19 protein-coding genes and 1 pseudogene are annotated in these 20892 nt (G+C 69.8%); 9 read left to right on the top strand and 11 right to left on the bottom strand.

The genetic code is table 11. The features are described 5' to 3' along the window. Window positions 1–127 precede the first annotated feature (127 nt). Complete coding sequence (locus ABFX81_RS30900) at window positions 128–1036, top strand: hypothetical protein (RefSeq protein ID WP_086847113.1); 909 nt, start codon at window positions 128–130, stop codon at window positions 1034–1036. A 687-nt stretch (window positions 1037–1723) separates the two neighbouring features. Here ABFX81_RS30900 and ABFX81_RS30890 read toward each other — a convergent pair. The 5 genes from ABFX81_RS30890 to ABFX81_RS30870 form a co-directional block, all read right to left on the bottom strand. Beyond that, the gene (locus ABFX81_RS30890) at window positions 1724–2776 is read right to left on the bottom strand and encodes a Gfo/Idh/MocA family protein (protein WP_086847111.1); all 1053 of its coding nucleotides are present in this window, start codon (window positions 2774–2776) and stop codon (window positions 1724–1726) included. Continuing rightward, on the bottom strand, window positions 2773–3789 hold the full coding sequence (locus ABFX81_RS30885) for a Gfo/Idh/MocA family oxidoreductase (RefSeq protein WP_086847109.1): 1017 nt from the start codon (window positions 3787–3789) through the stop codon (window positions 2773–2775). Before ABFX81_RS30885 ends, ABFX81_RS30890 begins: the two co-directional genes overlap by 4 nt. A gap of 14 nt (window positions 3790–3803) precedes the next feature. Further along, window positions 3804–4574 carry a carbohydrate ABC transporter permease gene (locus ABFX81_RS30880; RefSeq protein WP_346138966.1) on the bottom strand — a complete coding sequence of 257 codons (771 nt, stop codon included), beginning with the start codon at window positions 4572–4574 and terminating at the stop codon, window positions 3804–3806. Window positions 4575–4657: 83 nt separating this feature from the next. Next, entirely contained in the window at window positions 4658–5608 is a 951-nt protein-coding gene (locus ABFX81_RS30875; protein ID WP_086847107.1) for an ABC transporter permease subunit, read from the bottom strand. Between the two features lie 17 nt (window positions 5609–5625). After that, window positions 5626–6960, bottom strand: coding sequence for an ABC transporter substrate-binding protein (locus tag ABFX81_RS30870; protein WP_346138965.1), 1335 nt, complete (start codon window positions 6958–6960; stop codon window positions 5626–5628). 193 nt (window positions 6961–7153) lie between these two features. Between ABFX81_RS30870 and ABFX81_RS30865 the strand changes: the two genes are divergently transcribed. After that, the gene (locus ABFX81_RS30865) at window positions 7154–8428 is read left to right on the top strand and encodes an ROK family transcriptional regulator (protein ID WP_346138964.1); all 1275 of its coding nucleotides are present in this window, start codon (window positions 7154–7156) and stop codon (window positions 8426–8428) included. 661 nt (window positions 8429–9089) lie between these two features. Here the strand turns inward: ABFX81_RS30865 and ABFX81_RS30860 are convergent. From ABFX81_RS30860 to ABFX81_RS30850, 3 genes are all read right to left on the bottom strand, one after another. Further along, a complete protein-coding gene (locus ABFX81_RS30860; protein WP_346138963.1) occupies window positions 9090–9293 on the bottom strand; it encodes a hypothetical protein in 204 nt (67 codons plus the stop codon). 1 nt (window position 9294) lies between these two features. After that, a complete protein-coding gene (locus ABFX81_RS30855) occupies window positions 9295–9435 on the bottom strand; it encodes a hypothetical protein (RefSeq protein WP_346138962.1) in 141 nt (46 codons plus the stop codon). A gap of 257 nt (window positions 9436–9692) precedes the next feature. After that, complete coding sequence (locus ABFX81_RS30850) at window positions 9693–9860, bottom strand: hypothetical protein (RefSeq protein ID WP_346138961.1); 168 nt, start codon at window positions 9858–9860, stop codon at window positions 9693–9695. 185 nt (window positions 9861–10045) lie between these two features. On the opposite strand from ABFX81_RS30850, the gene ABFX81_RS30845 reads away from it, so the two are divergent. The 3 genes from ABFX81_RS30845 (at window position 10046) to ABFX81_RS30835 (ending at window position 11785) form a co-directional block, all read left to right on the top strand. Beyond that, entirely contained in the window at window positions 10046–10192 is a 147-nt protein-coding gene (locus tag ABFX81_RS30845; protein WP_346138960.1) for a hypothetical protein, read from the top strand. 447 nt (window positions 10193–10639) lie between these two features. Next, window positions 10640–11257 (top strand): HAD-IA family hydrolase, encoded by a 618-nt coding sequence (locus tag ABFX81_RS30840; RefSeq protein WP_086847098.1) that lies wholly within the window; start codon window positions 10640–10642, stop codon window positions 11255–11257. A gap of 171 nt (window positions 11258–11428) precedes the next feature. After that, window positions 11429–11785 carry a S1 RNA-binding domain-containing protein gene (locus ABFX81_RS30835; protein WP_346138959.1) on the top strand — a complete coding sequence of 119 codons (357 nt, stop codon included), beginning with the start codon at window positions 11429–11431 and terminating at the stop codon, window positions 11783–11785. 347 nt (window positions 11786–12132) lie between these two features. On the opposite strand, the gene ABFX81_RS30830 is transcribed toward ABFX81_RS30835, so the two are convergent. Both ABFX81_RS30830 and ABFX81_RS30825 read right to left on the bottom strand, forming a co-directional pair. Beyond that, window positions 12133–12813 carry a 1-acyl-sn-glycerol-3-phosphate acyltransferase gene (locus tag ABFX81_RS30830; protein WP_086847096.1) on the bottom strand — a complete coding sequence of 227 codons (681 nt, stop codon included), beginning with the start codon at window positions 12811–12813 and terminating at the stop codon, window positions 12133–12135. 11 nt (window positions 12814–12824) lie between these two features. Beyond that, window positions 12825–13775, bottom strand: coding sequence for a beta-ketoacyl-ACP synthase 3 (locus tag ABFX81_RS30825; RefSeq protein ID WP_086847094.1), 951 nt, complete (start codon window positions 13773–13775; stop codon window positions 12825–12827). A gap of 108 nt (window positions 13776–13883) precedes the next feature. Between ABFX81_RS30825 and ABFX81_RS30820 the strand changes: the two genes are divergently transcribed. The 3 genes and pseudogenes from ABFX81_RS30820 (at window position 13884) to ABFX81_RS30805 (ending at window position 16646) form a co-directional block, all read left to right on the top strand. Beyond that, window positions 13884–14486: a TetR family transcriptional regulator C-terminal domain-containing protein gene (locus ABFX81_RS30820; RefSeq protein WP_086847092.1), complete on the top strand. Its 603-nt coding sequence runs from the start codon at window positions 13884–13886 to the stop codon at window positions 14484–14486. A 403-nt stretch (window positions 14487–14889) separates the two neighbouring features. After that, window positions 14890–15180: pseudogene (locus ABFX81_RS30815) on the top strand (helix-turn-helix domain-containing protein); the annotation flags it as partial. 587 nt (window positions 15181–15767) lie between these two features. Beyond that, window positions 15768–16646, top strand: coding sequence for a serine hydrolase (locus ABFX81_RS30805; RefSeq protein ID WP_346138958.1), 879 nt, complete (start codon window positions 15768–15770; stop codon window positions 16644–16646). A 430-nt stretch (window positions 16647–17076) separates the two neighbouring features. Here the strand turns inward: ABFX81_RS30805 and ABFX81_RS30800 are convergent, their stop codons facing one another. After that, window positions 17077–19635 carry a DEAD/DEAH box helicase gene (locus ABFX81_RS30800; protein WP_346138957.1) on the bottom strand — a complete coding sequence of 853 codons (2559 nt, stop codon included), beginning with the start codon at window positions 19633–19635 and terminating at the stop codon, window positions 17077–17079. 655 nt (window positions 19636–20290) lie between these two features. Here ABFX81_RS30800 and ABFX81_RS30795 point away from each other — a divergent pair. Further along, the gene (locus tag ABFX81_RS30795) at window positions 20291–20458 is read left to right on the top strand and encodes a hypothetical protein (RefSeq protein WP_086605152.1); all 168 of its coding nucleotides are present in this window, start codon (window positions 20291–20293) and stop codon (window positions 20456–20458) included. Window positions 20459–20892 lie beyond the last annotated feature (434 nt).

The following is a 20892-nucleotide window of genomic DNA, read 5'->3' as shown; positions in this document are numbered from 1 at the left end:
CAGGGAACCGTCCCCGTCGGAGTTGGCGTTCGCCGGGGGTGGTTTCCTGCTCGTCCCGGCCGTGTACGTCGGCAGGTTGATGGGCGCGCTGGGGTGAGGCTGTTTCACATGTTCGTCGGGAGGGTCTGTGGGTTCGGTGCTGGTATGGCTCGTACGGTTGTGCTCGCTCGTGGCGTGGGTCGCGGCGGGCGTCGCCTGCATGTGGCTGTTGGGGGCCACCGCCATGGCCCGGCCCTGGCACGAACCCTTCCTGTGGGGTGCCGTCGCCGTGGGGTGTGCGGTGGTGCGGGTTGTGGCGCTGTGGGTGTTGCGCGGGGAGCCCGAGGACGACGGGTTCACGGACGAGTTCTGGGTCCAGGTTCGCACCGGTGTCCTCTGGGTCCTCGTCGCGTTCGCCTCCGCCGTGTTCGCTGCCGCTCTCCTCACCTCGTCCAACGCGGGCGACAAGCTCGACGCCCTGCGAGAGGCGGGCGCGGAGGTGAGCGCCGCGGCGGTCGTGGAACGGCAGTCGACACGACAGGAGTTGAGCGACGGCGTCGTGAAGGGATACGTGTCCGGGCTCGTGGTCTCGGTGCCTGGCGGTGCCGAACGGCTCACGGTGCGCGGTGCTTTCACGCACGACAAGCCGGGCAAAGGAACCGAGGTCGACGTCCTGTGGGCCCGGTCGGAGCCCGGTCTCGGCGGTTACGTCAATGAGAGCAAGGACCTGTCCACGCTCGCCGACAACCGCTGGAAGGCATTCCAGGACGACGAGTTGGGCATGGGCTCGCTGATCGCCTTCATCGTCGTCGCGCTCATCGGCGTGATCCTGACCCCGGTGTTCGCCTTCGTGCCCAACGCCGGCGACCTTCAGGAGGTGGCCTGGTCGGCGCCGTTCCAGACCGTGCGCACGGCGCTGACCGTGCTGGTGTTCTGGGGCTGGAGTCCCCTGATGCTGGGGAACCAGCCGGGCCTTCCGCAGGTGCTCGTCGTCGTCGGTAGCTTCTGCCTCGTCCTGGTGGGGTACGTCGCCACCTCGCTCCGCGGCTTCGGCTGACGTGCGACGACGCCCTCTCGAATGAGGCGAGCTCATCAGTACCACCCGGAAGCCTTGCGTCTCACGTGCCGCCGACTACTTGTCTCACGTGCCAGCAGTAATCCATGTTGAGCTGTTATGAAGACTTGACAATCCTGTAGGTGTCGCGGAGGTCGGGATCGTTGCAGCTCGTACGGCTTGGCCGCGACCTGCCCGGACGGCTGGAGGTAGTAGCCCTCGCAGATGCGGATCGGGTCCACACTCCAGCGGGACGAACGCTTCGATCTCGGTCGCCTTGGCCCTCGGCAGCGGCAGGCTCTTCTTCTCCCAGCACTGATGTGCCTGGAGAAGCGTCCCGGGCGCGGACGGCGGCGGCGAAGGCCGGAGGGATGAACAGTGACCTTGCGTGCGTGCTCACAGGGGAGTGGACCGGTGCCAGGACTCGCCGGTGAAGCCGTGCCCGGGCTCGCCGGTCTCGTAAGCCTCGTCGGTGGTCAGCCGGTGCTGCGAGTTGCGGTTCCTCATTGGGGGGAAGACCGCGGGGGTCCTCGCGCTCTGTTCGTTTCCGGCACGGAGATGCGCGCATAGCGGTCTCGCCGCGATGGGCGGCCCGTACCGTGGGGAGCGTCCTGCGGTCCCTTGGGGTCGGGCTGCTGGTGAGGAACGCCTTGGTCCGGGCTGTGTCCCCGTCTTGCCGTGAGTGCCGAGTCACTCGGGCGGGTGGTTCTGTCGGGGGTTGTCTTCCCTGCTGTCGGGCAGGGGAACAGGCTGGCCGGTGCGCAGTGATGTGTAGGCGGCCAGGACGATCCGCAGGCTTCGCAGTGCGGCCTCGCCGTCCGGCCGGGGGCGGCGGCCGGTGCGGGCGGCGTCGAGGAACTCCTCCAGCATGGCTGCGTCGAGGTCGTCGCCGCCTGGTTCCCAGCGGGGGCGGGCGGTGGTGGAGTCGAAGCCGCCGAGCAGGCGGGGGAAGGCGTCGAACTCGACGATCCCTTTCTCGGCCACGCAGGTCAGGGTCAGGCCGCCCCAGGTCGGGTGGTTCTTGGGCTGGCTCCAGCTGCAGTCGATGGCGGCGACGGCACCGCCGGGGTAGCGGACGGTGACGAGCCCTGCCGTCTCGACGCCGGCACCGATGTCCGGGCCCAGGACGTCGTTGGCCTGGGCGTAGACTTCCACGGCCTGTTGTCCGCCGAGCAGTACGTCCATCAGGTCGGCGATGTGCACGGTGTGGTCCATGACCGCGCCGCCGCCCGCCAGCTCCCGGTCACCGAACCACGGCCGGGAGGCGGCGGGGTTCCGGCCGTTGTTGGAGCCGTGGACACTGACGAGTGGGCCGAGGGAGCCGTCCTGCACCGCGCGGTGCAGGGCGGTGAAGGCCGCGCCGAACCGGACGGGGTAGGCGGTCATGAGGCCGACTCCGGCGCGGGCGCACGCGTCGATCATCGCCCGGGCGTCCGTCTCCGTGGTGGCCAGGGGCTTCTCGCACAGCACGTGCGCGCCGGCTGCCGCGGACCGCTCGACCAGGTGCCGGTGCCGGGAGTTCTCACTGGTCACGATGACCGCGTCGGGCCGCAGCGCGAACACCTCGTCCCAGCCGGCGAGATACGGTACGCCCAGCCGCTGGGCCAGCGCCGCTCCCCGGTGCGGGTCGTCCGGCGGGGCGTCGGGGTCGGCGGTGAGCAGTTCCACGTCGTCGCGGCCGTGCAGCAGTTCGACGTAGGTCTGGGCGTGGACGTGGGCGAAGGACAGTAGGGCGATCTTCATGCGGTTGTTCCTTGGGGTGTGAGTGGCGGGAGGAGCTCGACTGCTCGCCCGGTCCTGGCCGATTGGGCGGCGGCCGCGGCGATACGGACGGCCGCGACACCGTCGACGGCGCCGACCCGTGGCTCGGGCCCGCCGGTGAATGCGTCGGCGAGTTCCCGTATCTGGGTGGTGTACGGCGACTCGCCGAAGTCGCCCGCCGGGATGCCCTGCGCTGCTTTCGTGCCGACCGTGCCGACGATTCTGAGGCCGGGGGAGGCGAGCGAGTCGTGCCGTACCGTTCCGCCGGTGCCGGTGATGTGGAAGGTCGTGCGGAAGGGTGTGGCCGGCGGTGCCCACACCCCGACGATCTGGGTGATGACGCCCGTGGCGTGGGTGAGCACCGCGGTCCCGGTGGCGACCGCGCCCTGGGGCGCCGGGGCGGTGAGGTGGCCGCTGTGGTGGGCGTGGACGCGTACGACCTCACCGAACAGCCAGCGGGCGATGTCCATGTCGTGGATCATCTGGTCGACCAGGATCCCGCCGGAGCGCGTGGGGTCGGCGAACCAGCCGCTCCAGGTCGGGTAGCGGCCGGTGCGGGTGAACCGGGCCACCGCGATGCGGCCGAGTCCGCCGCCGGTGATCAGGGGGTGCAGCCGGGCGTAGGCGGGGAAGAAGCGCACGACGTGCCCCGGGTAGAGCCGGACCCCGGCGGCGGCTGCCGCGGCGGCCATCTCCTCGGCGTGGGCGGCGCTCAGTGCCAGCGGCTTCTCGCACAGGACGTGTGCCCCGGCGGCGACGGCGGCCAGGGTGATCTCGTGGTGGGTGTCGGTGGGGGTGCAGACGTCGACGACGTCCGCTCCGTCGATCGCCTCCTCGCGGGAGGCGACCGCGGCCTGGCCGAATTCGCTTGCGAGGGTGGGGGCCTGCCCGTCGGGGGCGTAGACGCGTACGCGGGCGCCGAGCGTGGTCCAGGCCGGCAGGTGGGCCCGCGCTATGCCGCCGGCGCCGATCAGCGCGACGTCGAGTTGTGCCATCGGGTGGGGGTCTCCTAGCCCTTGAGGGCGCCGCTGAGCACGCCGTTGATGAAGTGCCGCTGGAAGAACAGGTAGACGAGGACGACCGGGGCGATCACGATCAGCGTGGCCGCGGCGAGCAGGGGGACGTCGACGTTGTACTGGCCGGTGAAGAAGCCCAGTCCGGCCGGGGCGGTGCGTTTGGCCGGGTCCTGGATCAGGATCAGCGGGAGCAGGAACTGGTTCCAGCTCCACACGAAGTACAGGACGCCGAGGGTGGTCACGGCCGGGCGGGAGCTGGGCATGAGCACGCGCCACAGCGTCGTCCAGGAGGAGGCCCCGTCCAGCCGGGCGGCTTCGATGAGGCTGCGGGGCACGGTGGCGAAGTGGGCCCGCATCCAGAACACGCCGAACGGCATGAAGGCGGCGATCTCGGCGAGGGCCAGTCCCGGCACCGTGTTGGTGAGGCCGAGGGCTCGCAGGTCGTAGTAGAGCGGGATGACGGTGACCTCGGTCGGGATGGACAGCCCCAGCAGGAGGTAGCCGTAGAGTTTGCCGCCGCCGGGGACGTCCATGGTGGCCAGCGCGTACCCGGCCAGGGTGGCGCACACCACGGCCGCGGGGACGACGGCGAGCGCGATCACGGCGCTGGAGCGCAGCAGCGGGCCGAACCCCGCGGCGGACCAGGCGTGGACGAAGTTCTCCAGGTGGATGCCGTGCGGCCAGGCCAGCCCGGTCAGCGGCGTCCCCGCGGGCTGCAGGGATGCCAGGAGCAGGGACAGGAACGGGACGAGTACGGCGGCCACGAAGAGTGTCAGTACGGCGGGCGCGGCGACGTCACGTCGCTGACGTGCACGCCGTGGACGGCTACCAGGAGGAGGCGATGCTGTCATGAACGCTCCCTGGCCAGACGGTTGATGACGACGACGGCCACCGAGATGACCAGTGTCAGGACCACCGCCAGCGCGCTGGCCAGGCCCACGGCACCGCCGCCGAAGGCCAGCCGGTAGATGAGGATGCCGGGCACCACGGTGCTGTTTCCGGGGCCGCCACCGGTGGTGATGTAGATCAGGTCGAAGCTGGACAGGGCGGCGATCACGGTGATCGACAGGGCGACCGCCATCTCCGGCCGCAGCAGGGGGACGGTGATCGACCAGAACTCGCGGACCGGGCCGGCCCCGTCCATGCGTGCGGCCTCGTAGATCTCCTGGTCGATGCGCTGTGTCCCGGACAGGAACAGCACCATGCACAGCCCGGCCACCACCCAGGTCCCCACGAGCCCGACGGCCGGCAGCGCCCAGGTGAAGCTGCCCAGCCACGAGTCGGTCAGCCGGCCGAGGCCGACCGCGCGCAGGGCCTGGTTGAGGGTGCCGTTCTCGGCGTACACCCAGCGCCATATGACGGCGACCGCGACCAGGGGGACGACCTGCGGAAGGAAGAGCAGCGTACGGATCACAAAGGTGCCGCGGCGGTCCGGCCGGCGGGCGACCAGGGCCGCCGACACCAGGCCGAGGGTGATGGGCAGGACGGAGAAGAAGACGATGAGCGCCCCGGCGTGCCAGGCCGCCGCCCGCAGTTGCGGATCGGTGGCCACACGGCGGTAGTTGTCGAGGCCGGTGAAGGACGGCAGGGTCACCCCGTCCCAGTCGAACAGCGACAGGTAGGCGGTGTGCAGGGCCGGCAGGACCGCGAACAGGGTGTACGGCAGCAGCGCCGGCAGGACGTACCCCAGCGCCACGGCGCGGCGGCGCCTGCGGGTCGTGCTCGGCGAGCGGGGCGGCGGGCCGGTGTCCTTGCGGACGGGGCGCGCTGTGCGTCGGGGCGTGGTGGTTGTCGTCATGTCGCGGGCCGGGCCGGTCAGGAGTGGAACTGGTCGAAGTCGGCCTGGAGGGCGGCGAGGAACTGCTCGGCGCCGATCTTGCCGCCGGCGAGCAGCTGGAGCTGTGTGGTGAGGGTGTCGGGCATCGTGGGGGTGGAGGCGTTCTGGATGAACGGCTGGAGCCCGGAGTCCTTCACGATGGCCTGCCAGCCGGTCCGTACGTCCCCGAGCAGGCCGCTTGGCTGCGGCATCGCGCCGGCGTCGGGTGCCATGAAGCCGGCCTCGGCGGTGACGGCGGAGGCCTGTCGGGTGGCGCAGAAGTCGAGGAAGGCTGCTGCGGCGGCCGGGTTCTTCGACTTGCTGGAGACGCAGTAGTAGACACCGGCTCCGGTGGTGCGCAGGGGGCCGCCCTGGGTGATCGGCGGCATGTTGAACAGAGCGGCGTCCTCACCGAGGCCCTTGCCGACCGCGGCGGCGGCCCAGTTGCCGCTGATCCGGAAGACGCCCTCGCCCCTGGCGAACGCGGCGGTGGCGTCGTTGTCGCTGGTGCCGTTGACCTTGGGGGTGACGTAGCCCTGGTCGACCCAGCGTCTGAGGGTCGTCGCGGCCGTCACCGCCTCGGGCCCGGTGATCTTGGCGCCCTTGCGGCCGAACGCCCACGCCTCGCGGTCCTCCGGCTTCAGATGGACCGACAGCAGCACGTTGAACGGATGGTTGAGGCCGCCGTCGAGGTTGCCCGCGACGAGCGCGGTCTCCCCGGCGGCCTTGGCCCTGGCGAACAGGGCCTCCAACTCGGCCAGCGTGGCCGGCGGCACGGTCAGGCCCAGTTTCCGCACCTTGGCCTTGTTGCAGTAGACGCCCTCGAACGACAGCCCGCCGGGCACGCCGTACAGGGCACCGGTGCCGGCCGTCGCGCCGTCGGCGCTGAAGGTGATCTGGTCCAGGCCCGGGAACCTGCGCGACCAGCCGTAGGCCTTGCCGTAGCCGCCGACGTCGAGCAGCAGGCGTCCCTTGACCAGGTTGTTCATGCCGGAGACGAACTGGGCTATGTCGGGGGCGGAGTCGGCCGACATCGTGGTGTTGATGCTCTTGAGGTAGTCGTCCCAACCGGTGTACTGGCGCTTGAAGGTGACGTTGGGGTACTTCTCCCGGAACGCCGCGAGCAGGCCGGGGGTCATGGTGGTGTCGTCCGCGTCGGCGACCACCAGAGTGATCTTGCCGGTGGGTACGGCCGTGGAGACGGCAGACGCGCCGGCCGCGTCGGTGGACTTGGCGCCGGGGGTGAGGGAGCTGCCGCACGCGACGAGCAGGGAGGAGCCTGCGGCGGCAGCGAGGAACGAGCGTCTGGACGGCGGAGCGGGAACGTGACTCATGGCGGGCTCCTGGAACGGCGGGAGAGGGGGTGCTGCGCGGGCGAGTGCCATGGAGGTGCGGGCGGCGCGGGCAGGTGTGGCCAGGTGCGGGCGCCGAGTGGTTTAATAAAGCAGTTGCGTTTCATAATCGAGTTCAGGCCACGGCGCGTCAAGAGCAGAGTGAAGGCTGTTGCCGACAGCAGGAGGTCGACCCTTGACCACATCGGAGCCGGACGCCCTCTGGCCGCTCAGCGGTGCCACGGAGCCGGGCCCGCCGACGGCGGTCCCCTCGGTCGTGGGTGTGGCCGACCTGCGTGCCACGAACGCGGCGGCCGTGCTCGCCGTCGTCCGCTCCGCCGACCCGCACCCCCGGCTGTCCGAGCTGGCCGGAGCAACCAGCCTGTCCCGCCCGACCGTCGAGGCGATCGTGGAGGAACTCGTCGCCCGCGGCCTGATCGATGTCGCCTCCGCTCCGTCCGCCCGGGGCCAGCGCTCCCCCGGCCGCCCGGCCCGCCGTTTCCGCTTCCAGCCCCATGCGGGGTTCGTCGTAGGCGTCGACGTGCGGCCGCGGTCCGTCACCGCCTGCCTGGCCGACCTCGACGGCGAACCGGTCGCCGTCGAGCGCCGCGCGGTCCGCGCCGACCTCCCGGGCCCGGCCCGCGCGCGGGTGGCGACCTCGGCGATCCGGGCCGCCCTGGACCGGGCGGACGTGCCCGTTGCCCGGGTGTGGGCGGCCACGCTCGGCACCCCCGGTCTGGTCGACCGGAACAACACCCGCGTCCGCCAGGCGGACAACCTTCACACATGGACCGAGGTGGACATCGCGGGCGTCCTCCGCGACCTTCTCGGCTGTCCGGTGGCCGTCGAGAACGACGCCAACCTGGCCGCGCTCGGCGAACAGTGGCGCGGGGTCGGGGCAACGGCCGAGGCAACGGCCCACAGGACGGCGCCCGACCCCCCGACCGGGGAGATGGTCTTCGTCCTGCTCGGCGAACGCCTCGGCTCCGGCGTCATCACCGGCGGCCGCCTGCTGCGCGGCCACCACGGCGCGGCCGGCGAAATCGGCTTCATCCGCTTCTCCGGCGGCGGCCCGGCCGACCGCCCCGGCCTCGATCCACTGCCCGCCGGCACCATCCGTGACGCGGCCGCATCCGACCCCGACGCGGTCGCCACCGTCGAGGCGTACGGGCGACGGCTGGCCGAGGGCCTGGCCCCGGTCCTTCTCGCCCTCGACCCGGCCCTGGTCGTCCTCGGCACCGGGCTCTTCCCCGACCCCGCCCTGCTTCCCGCGGCGAAAACCCTGCTGACCGCGGCCCAACACCACGCCGACGGCCTGCTCGTCGACCCGCCGCGCTGGCACCTTTCCGCCCTGGGCGACGACGCCGTCCTCACCGGCGCCGTGCGTTTCGCGCTGTCATCGGTCGAGGTCGTGCTCCGGACCCGACCGACCAGCCTCAACCCCCCAGCGTCCGCGTCTGCGCGACGGTGAGAACAGGACCTGCCTTCCGGCGCAAAGCCCGCACGGGCCCTTGTCACTGGTGGCGGGCCACACGGTCGTGCCTGACGTCGGCGGCCGCACATGACTACGCCTGGATACGCTCCTCCCCGTTGATCCGCCCTGCACTAAAGGCCGGGTACCCCCTGGCCTTCGTGCAGGGCCCTGACGCCGTTCGGTGCCGCCGCCCGCGAGGCCCAGCCCGAACTGGCCGACTGCCTCAACACCAACCGCGCGGCCATCGTCACCGCCCGCCGAGTCCGATGCCGCCCGCGTTGTGACTGGTCGGCGATCTGGGCCGCTATGCCCTGGAAAACGGCTCTCATGTCGTCGTGGAGGGCCCTGTCCTGGCACGAGCTGACCCACGGGCGCGCGGACGCAAACCTTCGAAGAGCTTGTGCAGATGCAGCGCGCCGCCGATGAGGCACACACCGTCGTCGAACAGCTTTAGGACCAGCACGGTCCACCTACCCAGACCGTGTGAACCGGCGAGCAGCGGACCTCGTGGGAAACCGCGTGGCGGACCTGGCGCGACCTCGCCGGCGACGTCCAGGCCGCCATTACGGATCATGCGGAGGAGCAGGGCACGCCGCGCCGCCAGGTTGAGGCGGACGTGAAGAAGGCCGCACGCCACCCGGACCTTGCGGCGGCTGACCTACGAGCCCTCCGGCCAGCTCGCGAGCACTCGCTCGCCATCGTCGGTGCGCTCGGTCAGAACGACCCGGGCGTCATCGATGCTGCCCCACGAGCCGATACATGACAGGTACTGGTGCTCGGCCGTGGGCTGCTTGCCCCGCCAGCCGCGCATCACGGGCCGACCGCCCGCCGTCAGGACGAGGTGGAACCGTTCGTCGTCCACGTCACTCACCTTCCCACCCGTCCTCGTCGGTGTAGGTGCGCAGCGGCAGCCGCGCGTCGGCCGCGAACGCGCGCAGCTCCTCGAGGAACCGCGCCGGCGGCACACGCAGCGTCGGGGTGTGGCGAGGAAGCGCTCGCGGCATCGGTCGAACCAGCGGGGCCCGTGGTCCCGGTCGTGGATCAGGCTGCTGGTGCGGGACGGCCGGCCGCAGGCGGAGCAGGGCGGCTCCTGCTGCATTCGCGCCCAGGTCTGGGCGAAGCAGGGCGCGGGTGGGACAGGGGAGAGGGAGGCCGGGGCGACGCCCAGCTTGCGGGCGGTCTCCTCGTGGTTCATGCCTGCTCCGCGGGGTGGGAGTGGGCTGTATGGCTCCACGATCATAAAATGGAACCTATGAACGATTCAGGAGTGGCGTCGCGACTCGCGCTGCTCCGTTTCCTGGAGCGCGTGCAGGAACGCGACCTGGCCTGCATCCGCAAATGGATCGCCGACGAAGAACGCCGCGAGGCTGAGCGGCGCGTCGGCGAACAGCGGCGCCCACTTGCGCCTCGCCGCGCACTGCACCGACATCACCGAGGCCCGCACCGAGCGCGGCGAGACACTCGGCTACCGCCTCTACACAGCACGTTGGGCACCCACCGACCCGCCGCGCGCCCGGATCCCGACCGCCCGAACCTGCCCGGGAGAGGAAGCCGGCCGCCGACCCGGCCGGGTCCTTCCTGCCGCTTCAGCCGGGGGAGTGGGACATCCCGCGCGTGCCGCTGCGCCACGACCGCGCCGTCATCGCCGCGCGCGTCCTCACCGCCCGGCTGTGCACCGCGGGCCGCACCGTCCGCCCTCTGCACGAGCCGACCGTGAGTCAGACGACCGCGCCGCACAAGCAGCTGCTCCTTTTCCCCTAGGAGCAGCCGCCCACGGCGGCCCGCCCGGCGGTCGACCTGGCGGCCCTGCGCACCGACCTGGAGGCAGTGGAGCGGGCCCCCGAGCAGATCCGCCGGATAGGCGCGGCGTTCGCCACCGTCGGAGACGAGGCGCGCCGACGGGTGCGCAAGCCTGCGCACCGGGCCCCGGAGCCTGCGCACCAGGATCGGGGTGGCACGCCGCGCGTGCACCAGCCAGACGAGCAGAGTGCGCACCGCCCGCACCAGCCCCGCACCGGCCAGGGCCCCGGCGCACCCGAATGATGCCCACCGGCGCGGTCAGTGCGCAGTGACGATGCGTCGTGTCGCCCTGGGGATACGGCGAATCCAGCAAGATGCGCACCGCGCGCGTATCCCTACCGCTGCGCACAGAACCACCGTTCTGAACGGCGTTGGCGGTTGATCTGGCAGATGGCATGATCGCCGTTCATGGACACGCTGCCGTTTGACGCGGTGCTGTGCGACTTCGATGGAGTCGTTCACCTGTGGGATCCCGACGGGATCAACTCGCTGGACCGGGCCTGGGGCCTGACCGAGGGCACGCTGGCAGCAGCGGCGTTCGATGGTGATCTTCTCCAGGCAGCCGTTACGGGGCGTCTGAGCGACGAACAGTGGCGGCGCCAGGTCGCCCAGGTCCTGGCTCCGGTCTGCGGATCACCTGAGCAGGCCCGGGAGCTCGTCAAGGCATGGAGCGGACTCACCGGCCGAGTCGACACTGACGTTGTGGAGCTGCTAGCCGCGCTTCGCACGAGGGTGCCGGTGGTCTTGGTTTCCAACGCAACCACCCGGCTGGAGGCATATCTTGCCGCGATCGGGCTGGACGAGGCGTTCGACGCAGTGATCAACACAGCCCGGATCGGGGTGGCCAAGCCCGACCGACGGGTCTTCGACATAGCCGCCCAGCGGGTCGGGGCCCATCTCAAGCGTTGTCTGTTCGTCGATGACACCGCTGGCCATGTCACCGCAGCCCAGGCAGCCGGCGCGACCGGCGTGCACTACCAGCACATCGAGCAACTGCGGGCCGTGGTCTCGCCGCTGCTGGATTGACTGGCCACCCGCCCAGCCTCCTTGCAGACGCTGGCTTCGAGTGTTGCTGAAACTCGCTGATGCTCCTGCGGGCAAGCGGCCGTCCAGCGTTCCCAGAACTGACCTTCTCTTCAAGGCCGCAGCGTGACCGCACCTGCCGCCCAGCACAGCTCCTCGTGAAAGGCTGGGAGCATGATGGGCGGACGGTGTGAGAACCCAGAACTCTGGACGTTCCTGGAATCACTGCACTGTGGTGAGTTCCTTTCCGGCACCGTCACAGTGATCGAACGGTTCGGCGTATTCGTAGCTCTGGACGACGGCCCCGACCATCCGGTCTTCCCCGGCGTCGGGTTCATCACGGTCCCCGAACTGTCCTGGCGGCGCATCGGAGCAGCCTCCGACGCCGTGCAAGTCGGACAGCGGCTCTCATGCGAGTTCCTCCAGTTCGACACATGGAACCTGGAGGCCAGACTGTCTTTGCGAGCGACGCAGCCGGACCCCTTCCAGGCACGGTCTGCCGGGCGGCCATGGTATTCGGCGACGCCGTAGGGGCCGTGGTGGGTGACAGCGTCGATGATGCGCAGGTCGTCACAGTCCCACCGTCGTCCTTGGGTTCGCCGTGCAGCACCCACAGCGCCACAGCCTGCACCACCGCGCACCCTACGGCGACGGCACCCCACACGAAGGGTTGGTGCCAGGGCCGGGCCATGGCGGTGGCCCCCAACAGCCACATGCAGGCGACGCCCGCCGCGACCCTTTGTGCCGCTGGGCAGAGTGTCGGCCGCGGCTGTGGACGGTGCCCTTGTCCTGTGTCATTGGCCGATGAGTGTGTGCCATTGAAGTGTGAGTGGCCTGGGTCACTCAGACTCCGACCACGGCGCTCCGCTCGATGTGGTTCATGTGTGACGGGGCCCCGCTTCCGGCGTCCTCCCATAGACCTGGGCGTATTCCTGTCCGGACAGGTCGCCGATCGCCTGGACGATCTTGTCTGTAGCGGCCCGCCGGGCTTGAGCTGGGCGCATTTCGGGCTGGGACGGGATGCAGTGAAGTGGCGTGCCGAACTCCACGGTGATGCGGTGGTAGCGGGGCAGGCGCTGGCCCACGGGCTGGAGGCGGTCGGTGCCTGTCAGGGCCACAGGCACGACGGGGGCTCCGGTCGCCAGGGCGAGCCAGGCGACACCGGTTCGTCCGCGGTAGAGGCGGCCGTCGAGGGAGCGGGTTCCTTCGGGGTAGATACCGAAGGCGCGGCCGCTGGTCAGGACCTGTTCGGCTGCGCCCAGCGATGCCTGAGCGCTGCGGTGTGCTCGGCGGTCGACGCGGATGCATCCGAAGGCGGTGAAGAAGAGGCGTGTGAGAGCGCCTTTGACTCCGGTGCCGGTGAAGTATTCGTCCTTGGCGAGGAAGTGGACCGGGCGCGGGGCCAGGAGCGCGATGACGATGCTGTCGATGAACGACAAGTGGTTGCTGGCGAGTATGACCGGGCCGCGCCGCGGGACGTTCCCGCGGCCGCGGATGACGGGCCGGTAGATCAGTCGCAGTAGCGGGGCGAGTAAGAGTCGGGCGAGGGAGTAGAGCATCGGTTGGCCTCTCAGGGGCAGGTGATGACCTGGCCGGCCCAGGACAGGCCTCCGCCGAAGCTGAACAGCAGCACGGGGGCGCCGGCGGGTACCTCGCCGCGCTCGACGAGCTTGGACAGCGCGAGCGGGACTGAGGCGGCGGAGGTGTTGCCCGAGTCGACGACGTCCCGGGCGATCAGGACGTCATCGCGCAGTGCGAGGCGTCGGGTCAGTGCCTCGATGATCCGCAGGTTGGCCTGGTGGGTGACGACTGCGGCGAGGTCGGTGGTGGCGATGCCGGCACGGTGACAGGTGTCCTCGGCGATGGCGGGCAGCTCGCTGGTGGCCCAGCGGAAGACCGTCTGGCCCTCTTGGGCGAACTTCGGCTGCCAGGCGTCCTGCAGCCGCACTGCGTTCCCGCGGGTCGGGTCGGAGCCCCAGACGACGGGGCCGATGCCCTCGTGGCCCGCCTCCTTTGAACTGATCAGGGCTGCGCCCGCGCCGTCGCCCAGGAGAACGCAGGTGCTGCGGTCACTCCAGTCGGTGACGTCGGACATCTTTTCGGCGCCGATGACGAGGGCGTGCCGGGCCGCTCCCGCCTTGAGTGAGTGATCCGCGCAGGCCAGGGCCGTGGTGAAGCCGGCGCAGCCGTTGTTCAGGTCGAAGCAGACGGCGGACGGGACTTCCAGGCGAGCGGCGACCTGGGCCGCGATGGAGGGGCAGCGGTCAACGGCGGAGCAGGTCGCGACCGTCACCAAGCCGATCTCTGCCGGTGCAAGGCCTGAGGTGGCCAGGGCCTTCGCCGCGGCGGCTGCGGCCATGTCGGTGACGGACTCGTCCTCGCCCGCGACCCTGCGGGTGGCGATCCCGGTGCGCTGGCGGATCCAGTCGTCGCTGGTGTCCACAAGCTGCTCCAGGTCCGCATTGCTCAGCATGCGGGACGGCTGATGGTGGCCCATTGCGGTGATACGGGTTCCCGGCATCGAGCTCTCCTCGGTGGGACTGCGTGGCAGGTCGGGCAGTGCCCGCCGGAATATAGCAACCGATCGGTCGGAAGCTAAAGGGGTGTTGAGCGGCTACCATGCCTTGTCATGAGTCCTCGCAACTCCGTCCTTGAGGCCAGCCGCACCCGTCAGCGCATCGTTGACCGTGGTCTGACTCTCGCATCCGTGGATGGCCTGGAGGGGCTGACCATCGGCCGGCTGGCAACCGAACTGGCGATGAGCAAGGCCGGCGTGCTCGGCCACTTCGGCACGAAGGAAGGCCTGCAACTCGCCGTCGTCGACGCCGCGGCGGAGATGTTCGCCCGCGAGGTGCCGCAGCGCGCCCGGGGCGTGCCGCCGGGACTGGCGCACCTGAGCACGTTGTGTGAGGCATGGGTGTCGTATCTGGAACGGGAGTTGCTGCCCGGCGGCTGCTTCTTCACCGCCGTGGCGGCGGAGTTCGATGGCCGCGGCGGACCGGTGCGTGATGCCATCGCCGGCCTGGACTCACTCTGGCGCCGCGACCTGAGCATCCACATCCGTCGCGCCATCACCGTGGGCGACCTACCGGCGGATACCGATCCCGACCAACTGGTGTATGAGCTGGTCGGGATCATGCTGGCTCTCAACCACTCCCTGCAGCTCCATCACGACAAGCAAGCACCTGGACGCGCCCGACGCGCAGTGCAACGGCTTCTGCAAGCCCACTGAGAAGCGTCACATGACTACGCCTCAGTTACCAGGCGAAAAGATCTCTGACCACGGCCCCCTGACCACCGGTGTCACCCAGCGCTCGACCGGACTCTCACCGTGCGCCTCGGGCGAACTCGATGCAGAGCGCCGTGATGGTCGTCAGGGGGACCCAGGTCTCGTGGTCGTCGAGGAAGCAGCGCCATATCTCCGTGGCAGCGACGTCGACCATACCGGTCAGCCCGACCTTGCCCGCCAGCCGGACTCTTCCCCGACAGCCAGGCCCTCCGGCCGAGTCAGACGTCCCATCGCGGCCCCCTGGCTGCTGTGTGGACCACGGAGTCGGAGCCCAGCAGCCGCGTACTCACGTCCGTCACCAGGGCGCCGGACCACAGCAGAGGGAAGAGCACCGGCAGCGCCATCAGTGTGCCGGGGCAGCACCAGTTCGGTGCGCTACCGGCGTGCGATGATGCTGCTTGCCTCGGCCGGTGGCAACCGGGTGCCGGTGATCGCGCAGCTGGTGCAGGCCGATGAGGACACCGTCCGGGCTGTGATCCATCGGTTCAATGAGATCGGCTTGGCCTGTCTGGACCCTCGGTGGGCGGGAGGCCGTCCCCGCCTGCTCAGCCCTGACGACGAGGACTTCGTCGTCCAGACGGCCACCACCCGCCCGATCAAGCTCGGCCAGCCCTGCATCCGCTGGTCCATCCGCAAATCCTCGTCGTTCAGCTCCATGATGTCGCACACCGAGTCCACCACCTCCAGTGCGGCTTTCCACTTGGGGTGGCCGTCCAGGGCGCCGGGCCGGCGAAGGTCGGACAGTCATTGCCCTACAGGCCGGTCCAAGGCCGTCGCCGACCTCGGCGCGCACAGGGTCCGGTGCACCTCGTAGTACGCCTTGGCGGCTTCCAGGTTCTCCTGGAACCGTTCATCCGCGAGCGACCAGATCATGCTGCGACGTGCCGGTTTGGTGTCAGTGGAGTGGTGTCAGTAACGGCGCGTCAGGCCGGGGTGTTCTCGCTCGCTGAGCCGGGCGGGGTGTGTGCCGCCGCGTGGGTAGCGATCGACGCCCGTCCGCGTGGGGGGGTGTTCCCCGGATGGGGGAAGGTGTGGCTGGCTGGGCTGGCCGGGGCTGGGCGCGGCTTGAAGGATGAGGAGCGTGGCCCTGCCCTTGGTTTGCTCACCGTCTCTCTTCAAAGGAACACGGAGGCCTGCACCGCCATGCCCGACGGACAGACCCGGACGCACAGGTCGCGCGACCTCCGAGCGCACACGCTGAGGGTCTGCGCCGCCACAGCAGCCTTGGCGTCGCTCGCCGCCTGTTCCGCCGCCGGCACACCCTACGAGGGGCAGGCGCGCACGGCACGCGCGGAGGCGCCGGCACACGGGCTGATGGCACCGCCGCACGTGAACCGCGGAGCGCGTCTCGCGAGGGCGCTCAGGCCAATCCTGCCGGGCGGCGACACGCGGCTGGCGGTAGCGGTGCTCGACATGGACAGCGCCGACCAGGAGATCGCGTCGTACGGGCAGGACGCGATGTTCGACACGGCGAGCATCATCAAGGTGGGCATCCTCGCGGCGCAGCTGCTCCAGGCGCAGGACGAGGACCGCGAGCTGACAGCCGCAGAGCGCTGCAATGCCGAGGCGATGATCCGGACGAGCGACAATGAGGCGACGAACGTGCTGTGGCGGGCGATCGGTGGGGCGGAAGGCCTCGACACGGCGAACGAACGGCTGGGGCTTTCCTCGACACAGGGCGGTCCCGGCATGAGGTGGGGGCTCACCCAGACCACAGCGACGGACCAGGTCAAACTGTTGCGCGCGGTCTTCTCCCGGGGGCCGGTGGCCTCCGACCGCTCGCCCGAAGGGCTGAGCCAGGCGTCCCGTGCCTACATCCAAGGCCTGATAGGCCAGATTGCGCGGGACCAGGACTGGGGAGTGTCCGCGGCCGGCTCCCGAGGCTCCCGATGGGCCCTCAAGAACGGCTGGCTCCAACGCAGCACAACCGATCTGTGGGTCATCAACAGCGTTGGTCAGATCACGGTGCATGGACACCGGTACCTGGTCTCGGTCCTCAGCAGCGGCAACGCGTCGATGCAACGCGGGATCTCGCTGGTCGAACGGGCGGCGAGAGCGGCGATCGGTGCGGCCAGCGCACACGTCCGCCCTTGGCCGCAGTAAGGGGGGCGCCGTGCCGGGTACTGCTGCGTGCCGACGGCCGCGTCCCCCTTTGCCGTCGGCCGTCGGGTTGCCGGTGGGGAAGAGCGCGCGGAGTGGCGGGCGTGGTGCTGCCAGGCAGGGACGCGGCTGGTGCGGACGTCGTAGGTGCAGGCGGTGGCTTACACCGGGCAGGCGATGGCGGCTCAGGGCGCGGGATGGCGCTTGGCGAAGTGCCAGCGAGTCGGAAGAGGGTGACGGGAGTGCCGGCGCCGGTGCGCCCCTCGGTGGAAGGCATGAGCGGGCGGTGTTCGACGCTCTGGCGCTGTTGGACCGTTTCCCGCACACGTCGGCGCTGGCCGACGCCGCGGTCGCGAGGGCTCCAGAGACTCTCCTGGCGACGCTACTGCTTCTCGCCCGCTGTGAGGGACACCATGTGGTGTCCCTCCCATGGTTATGTCCAGCGCATGCCGATGTTGGAGAGCTGTTCCATGCGCTCGGGGGAGAGGGTCTCGGCGCGTGAGCGTTGGTTGCTGATCCATGCCCCAAGCCGAAGCTGTCGTACCTCCTGGCCCTCATTGTCCTCGCGGCCGTCCGCCTCCCCATTCCCGCCAGCGACGACGATCGTCTCGATGTGCTTGCGAGGTACGCGAAGGTGCCCCTCACGCTCGTAGAACTGGCGGGCGGCGGTGTAGTTGAGGGCCCATTTGTCGGCCTGCGAGGTGCGTGGTTTGGGTTTTTCGTTCTCGGTGGCGGGTTGGACGCCGAGGATGTGCTCCAGCATCCACTGCTGGACGGTGGTGAGTTTGACCCAGCCGAGCCGCTGCGCCCGGACCCACCGTCCGAGGTCTTCGCCCTGGTGTACGACGTCGCCGGGCTCCGTCGGCAGGTCGCCGCCGGCCTCGAGGTGCTGTCGGGTGAGGTGGAAGGCGCGTTGCCATTCCACGGGCCAGGCCGGGCACCAGGAGGGGTCGATGTCCTCGAGCTGCTCACGCCGTTCCTCCGACAGCGCCCCGGCCGCCGACTTCACGGGCAGCCCTTCGGCACGCCGCGATTCGATGTCGGCGGCCTTCCGGGCGGCGGCCCGCGCGTTCTTCAGCCAGATGCCCACCCGGTACCCCTGGTAGGTGGCGTCCAGCGGCGCCAGGAGGTGGCCCGTCTCGGCGGCCCACCCGCGGGCGGCGGCCAGGCCCTCCTCCCAGGCGACGTCGAAGTGCGACCAGACCATGCCCAGCTTCTCCAGCTGCTCGACACGGTCGGCGTCCATGTGCCCGCCGGTGTAGAAGCGCCTGGCGTCGGCGATCCATTGCCCCAGCGGGAAGGAGGCGAGGGAGGCCGGCCATCCCTCGGCTTCCGCTTCCTGGTCGCTGCGGTCGGGCACGCGGTAGGTGAAGGGGACTTTCAGGTTGCCGTGGATCCGGTGGTAGATGGTGGCGGCTTCAATGCCGCGTCGCCAGTGCTGGTGTTCGGGGTTGAGGACGCGCAGGTTGATGAAGGCGGCCAGCTGGGCGGGGTCGCGGGGGGTGCTGAATTTCAGCAGCTCTCTGGCCGGTACTGACAGACCACGGTCACTTCGGTCGCTCGCGGCTTCGTCACCTTCCTGGGGCCCGCTGCGGCTCTGTACGCCCCTGACACGGCTTTGTGCCTGTTGCTCGGCGAGCTGTTCCACGACCCGGGCGTCGTGCGCCCTGAGCGCCTCCAGCAGCTTCGCCAAACCGCCGAACGCCCGTGAGGTGACCAGGTTGTCCGCCGTCTCACCTGACCCGAGCAGGACCGGCACCACGAGCGAGGCGACCTTCCCCTCGCCGGGCTGCATCCGTAGCGCCCGGCCGACGGCCTGGACGAGATCGGGCATGGAGCCGCGTACGTCGGCGAAGTACACGGAGTCACAGTTGCGGGTGTCTACGCCTTCGCCCAGGACTTTCACGGATCCCAGGTAGCCCTTCTCGACGACCTTGCCGTCCGTGGCGATCCCGTCGGCGAACTCCGTCAGCACTCGGCGCCGGTGACCCGGCTTGTGATCGCCGCACAGCCAGTTGGCCGAGATCGTCCTGGGGTACAGCTCGGGGTCGGCGGCGTGCAGTTGTGCGGCGACGTCCACAAGGCCGGCCGCGAAGGCCTCGGCCTCTCGGACGACATGGTGGAAGACGAGCGTGCGGCGGAATCCTTCCTCGGCCGATGCCTTCACCAGGGCGGTCTGCAGTGCGGCGAGCCGCGCCCCGCGCACCTGCTCGGAGCGCGCGTCTTCGCCCAGCAGTTGGGCGGCCTGGAGCTGGGTGTCGGTGATGTCCACACACACCACCTGGTAGGGAGCACAAATTCCCCTGTCGATGGCATCCGAGAGCGTCAACGTGAACGCCCTGCTGCCGAACGGCCCGGCCGGGTCGTCCTCCATGCTCGCGACCAGTTCGCCCGGCGCACCCTGCTGCTCCTGGTCTTCGTCGAGCTGCCACAGCCGGGGCGTGGCGGTCATGTAGAGGCGGCGCAGGGACGGGATGCGCGTGTTGTCGTGTACGACTGCCCAGGGCTTCCCGATCCGCCCGGAGGTCCGGTGCGCCTCGTCGATCACGATGAGGTCCCAGCCGGGAAGGCCGGCGGCGTGGGCCCGTTCCAGGGTGCCCAGTCCGAGGGAGGCGTACGTGGCGAACACCGTGACCTTGTCGAACGGCCGTACCCAGTCGACCAGCTCGTCCACGTCCGTGGTGTTGGGGAAGGACACCTCCTCACCTCGCAGGGACGACACCCCGATCATCGGCCCGGTGCGGCCTGTCTCGCGCCACGCGACTTCGGTCTGGGCGAGCAGGTCGAGGGAGGGCACGAGCACCAGCACTCGGCCCACCCGGAGCTCCTCGGCGCTCCGGGCGGCCACGAGAGTCTTGCCAGTTCCGGTCGCCATGATCACCTGAGTGCGGAGCCCCCGCGGAGGCACAGTCGCTCGTGCAGGCAATTCGAGTGCCCGGAGTACCGCGTCCACGGCTTCCCGCTGGTGGGGACGGAGGTTTTTCATCGCCATTTCGGTCTGTCTTCTCCTGCAAGCTGAGCGAAGGGCTGCACATGGCGAGGCGCGAGAACGCGCATCCAGACAACGCAAGATGGGCTGCCGCCCCTTCGTCGAGAAACCAGGCTCACCTTCCTGATCCAGAACCGAAGATCACGCTGGGAGCGCCTCCTGATACCCACAGACCCGGAGCCACCTGATTCCAGAGTCTATCGCACACTCAAAACGAAGCATGCTTCTTCCGAACCAACATCAGCCCTGACGAATCAGCACCGAGCCGATGGGTACTCCCCTTCTCTCATTGTCCGCCCTGCCTTGGAGCGCCATGACACAGAAGACTGAGGACGAGATGGGCAACCGGTTCTGCAAAGCGTGTGGCACGCCGGCCGAAGACGGGAGACTGTGCAAGCACTGCGGCACCGTTCTGGACCTTCCTGACGAGGCAGGTCTGGTCGAAGACCAAGGTGCGGGAGTGCGACGCGATTTCGAGGGGCGGACCGGGCCGCGAGACCAAGGGTGACCAGACCAGAGGTACGCGTACCGTGCCCGCCGTCCCCTTCTTGCTGCCAGTCCCGGGCCGCGCGAAGCGCGACTTGGACCTCCTCCGCTCATGTCTGCGGGGGCGAAGCCGGGGCATACGGGCTTCACCCCCTTGAGAGGAGTTCGTTTCATGGTTGGCATAGTCGCGGCGGTGTTGTTCTTCGTTGCGTTTTTGATCAACGCGGCGGACATCAGTACCAACGATGTGTTCTCTTCGACGAACGTCATGTTGCTGGGGCTGATGTGTCTGGCTCTGCATATGGCCGGGGTCGGGACCGGTTGGGCCCGCAGACGTTGACCCTTGTTCTGCGCATCTGGTGACGGACTGTCACCAGATGCGCAGAACACCAGGCAAGATCCACCCTCGCTTGTAGCCAGCTGGCCCGCGGCAGCGGGCCGAAAGGTCCTGGAGGCGCAGCCGGAGGGACCGTCAGGCGGGGGAGCGCAGCGGACCCGCCGGCCAGGCTGGAGCGAAGCGGAAGCCTGGTAGCGGGACGCAGTCCCGCCAGTCCGGGAGCGCAGCGAACGGACTGTCAATCTCGGTGCGCAGCACCGAGATTGAGCGTGAGGCGCAGCCTCGCGTCAGCGTTCGCGCGGAGCGCGAACGCAACCCCCGTGCGCAGCACGGGGGTTCGCTTGCACATCGCGCAGCGATGTGGTACCCGCTCCGCGGGAAGTCGGAGGCCAAGCGGTCTTAGGAAGACAAGGTGTGTACACAACTCCTTGGCTCAC

It is taken from the genome of Streptomyces coeruleofuscus (assembly GCF_039532725.1).
GTDB lineage: Bacteria > Actinomycetota > Actinomycetes > Streptomycetales > Streptomycetaceae > Streptomyces > Streptomyces coeruleofuscus.
This window is presented reverse-complemented; position numbering and strand designations above follow the sequence as displayed.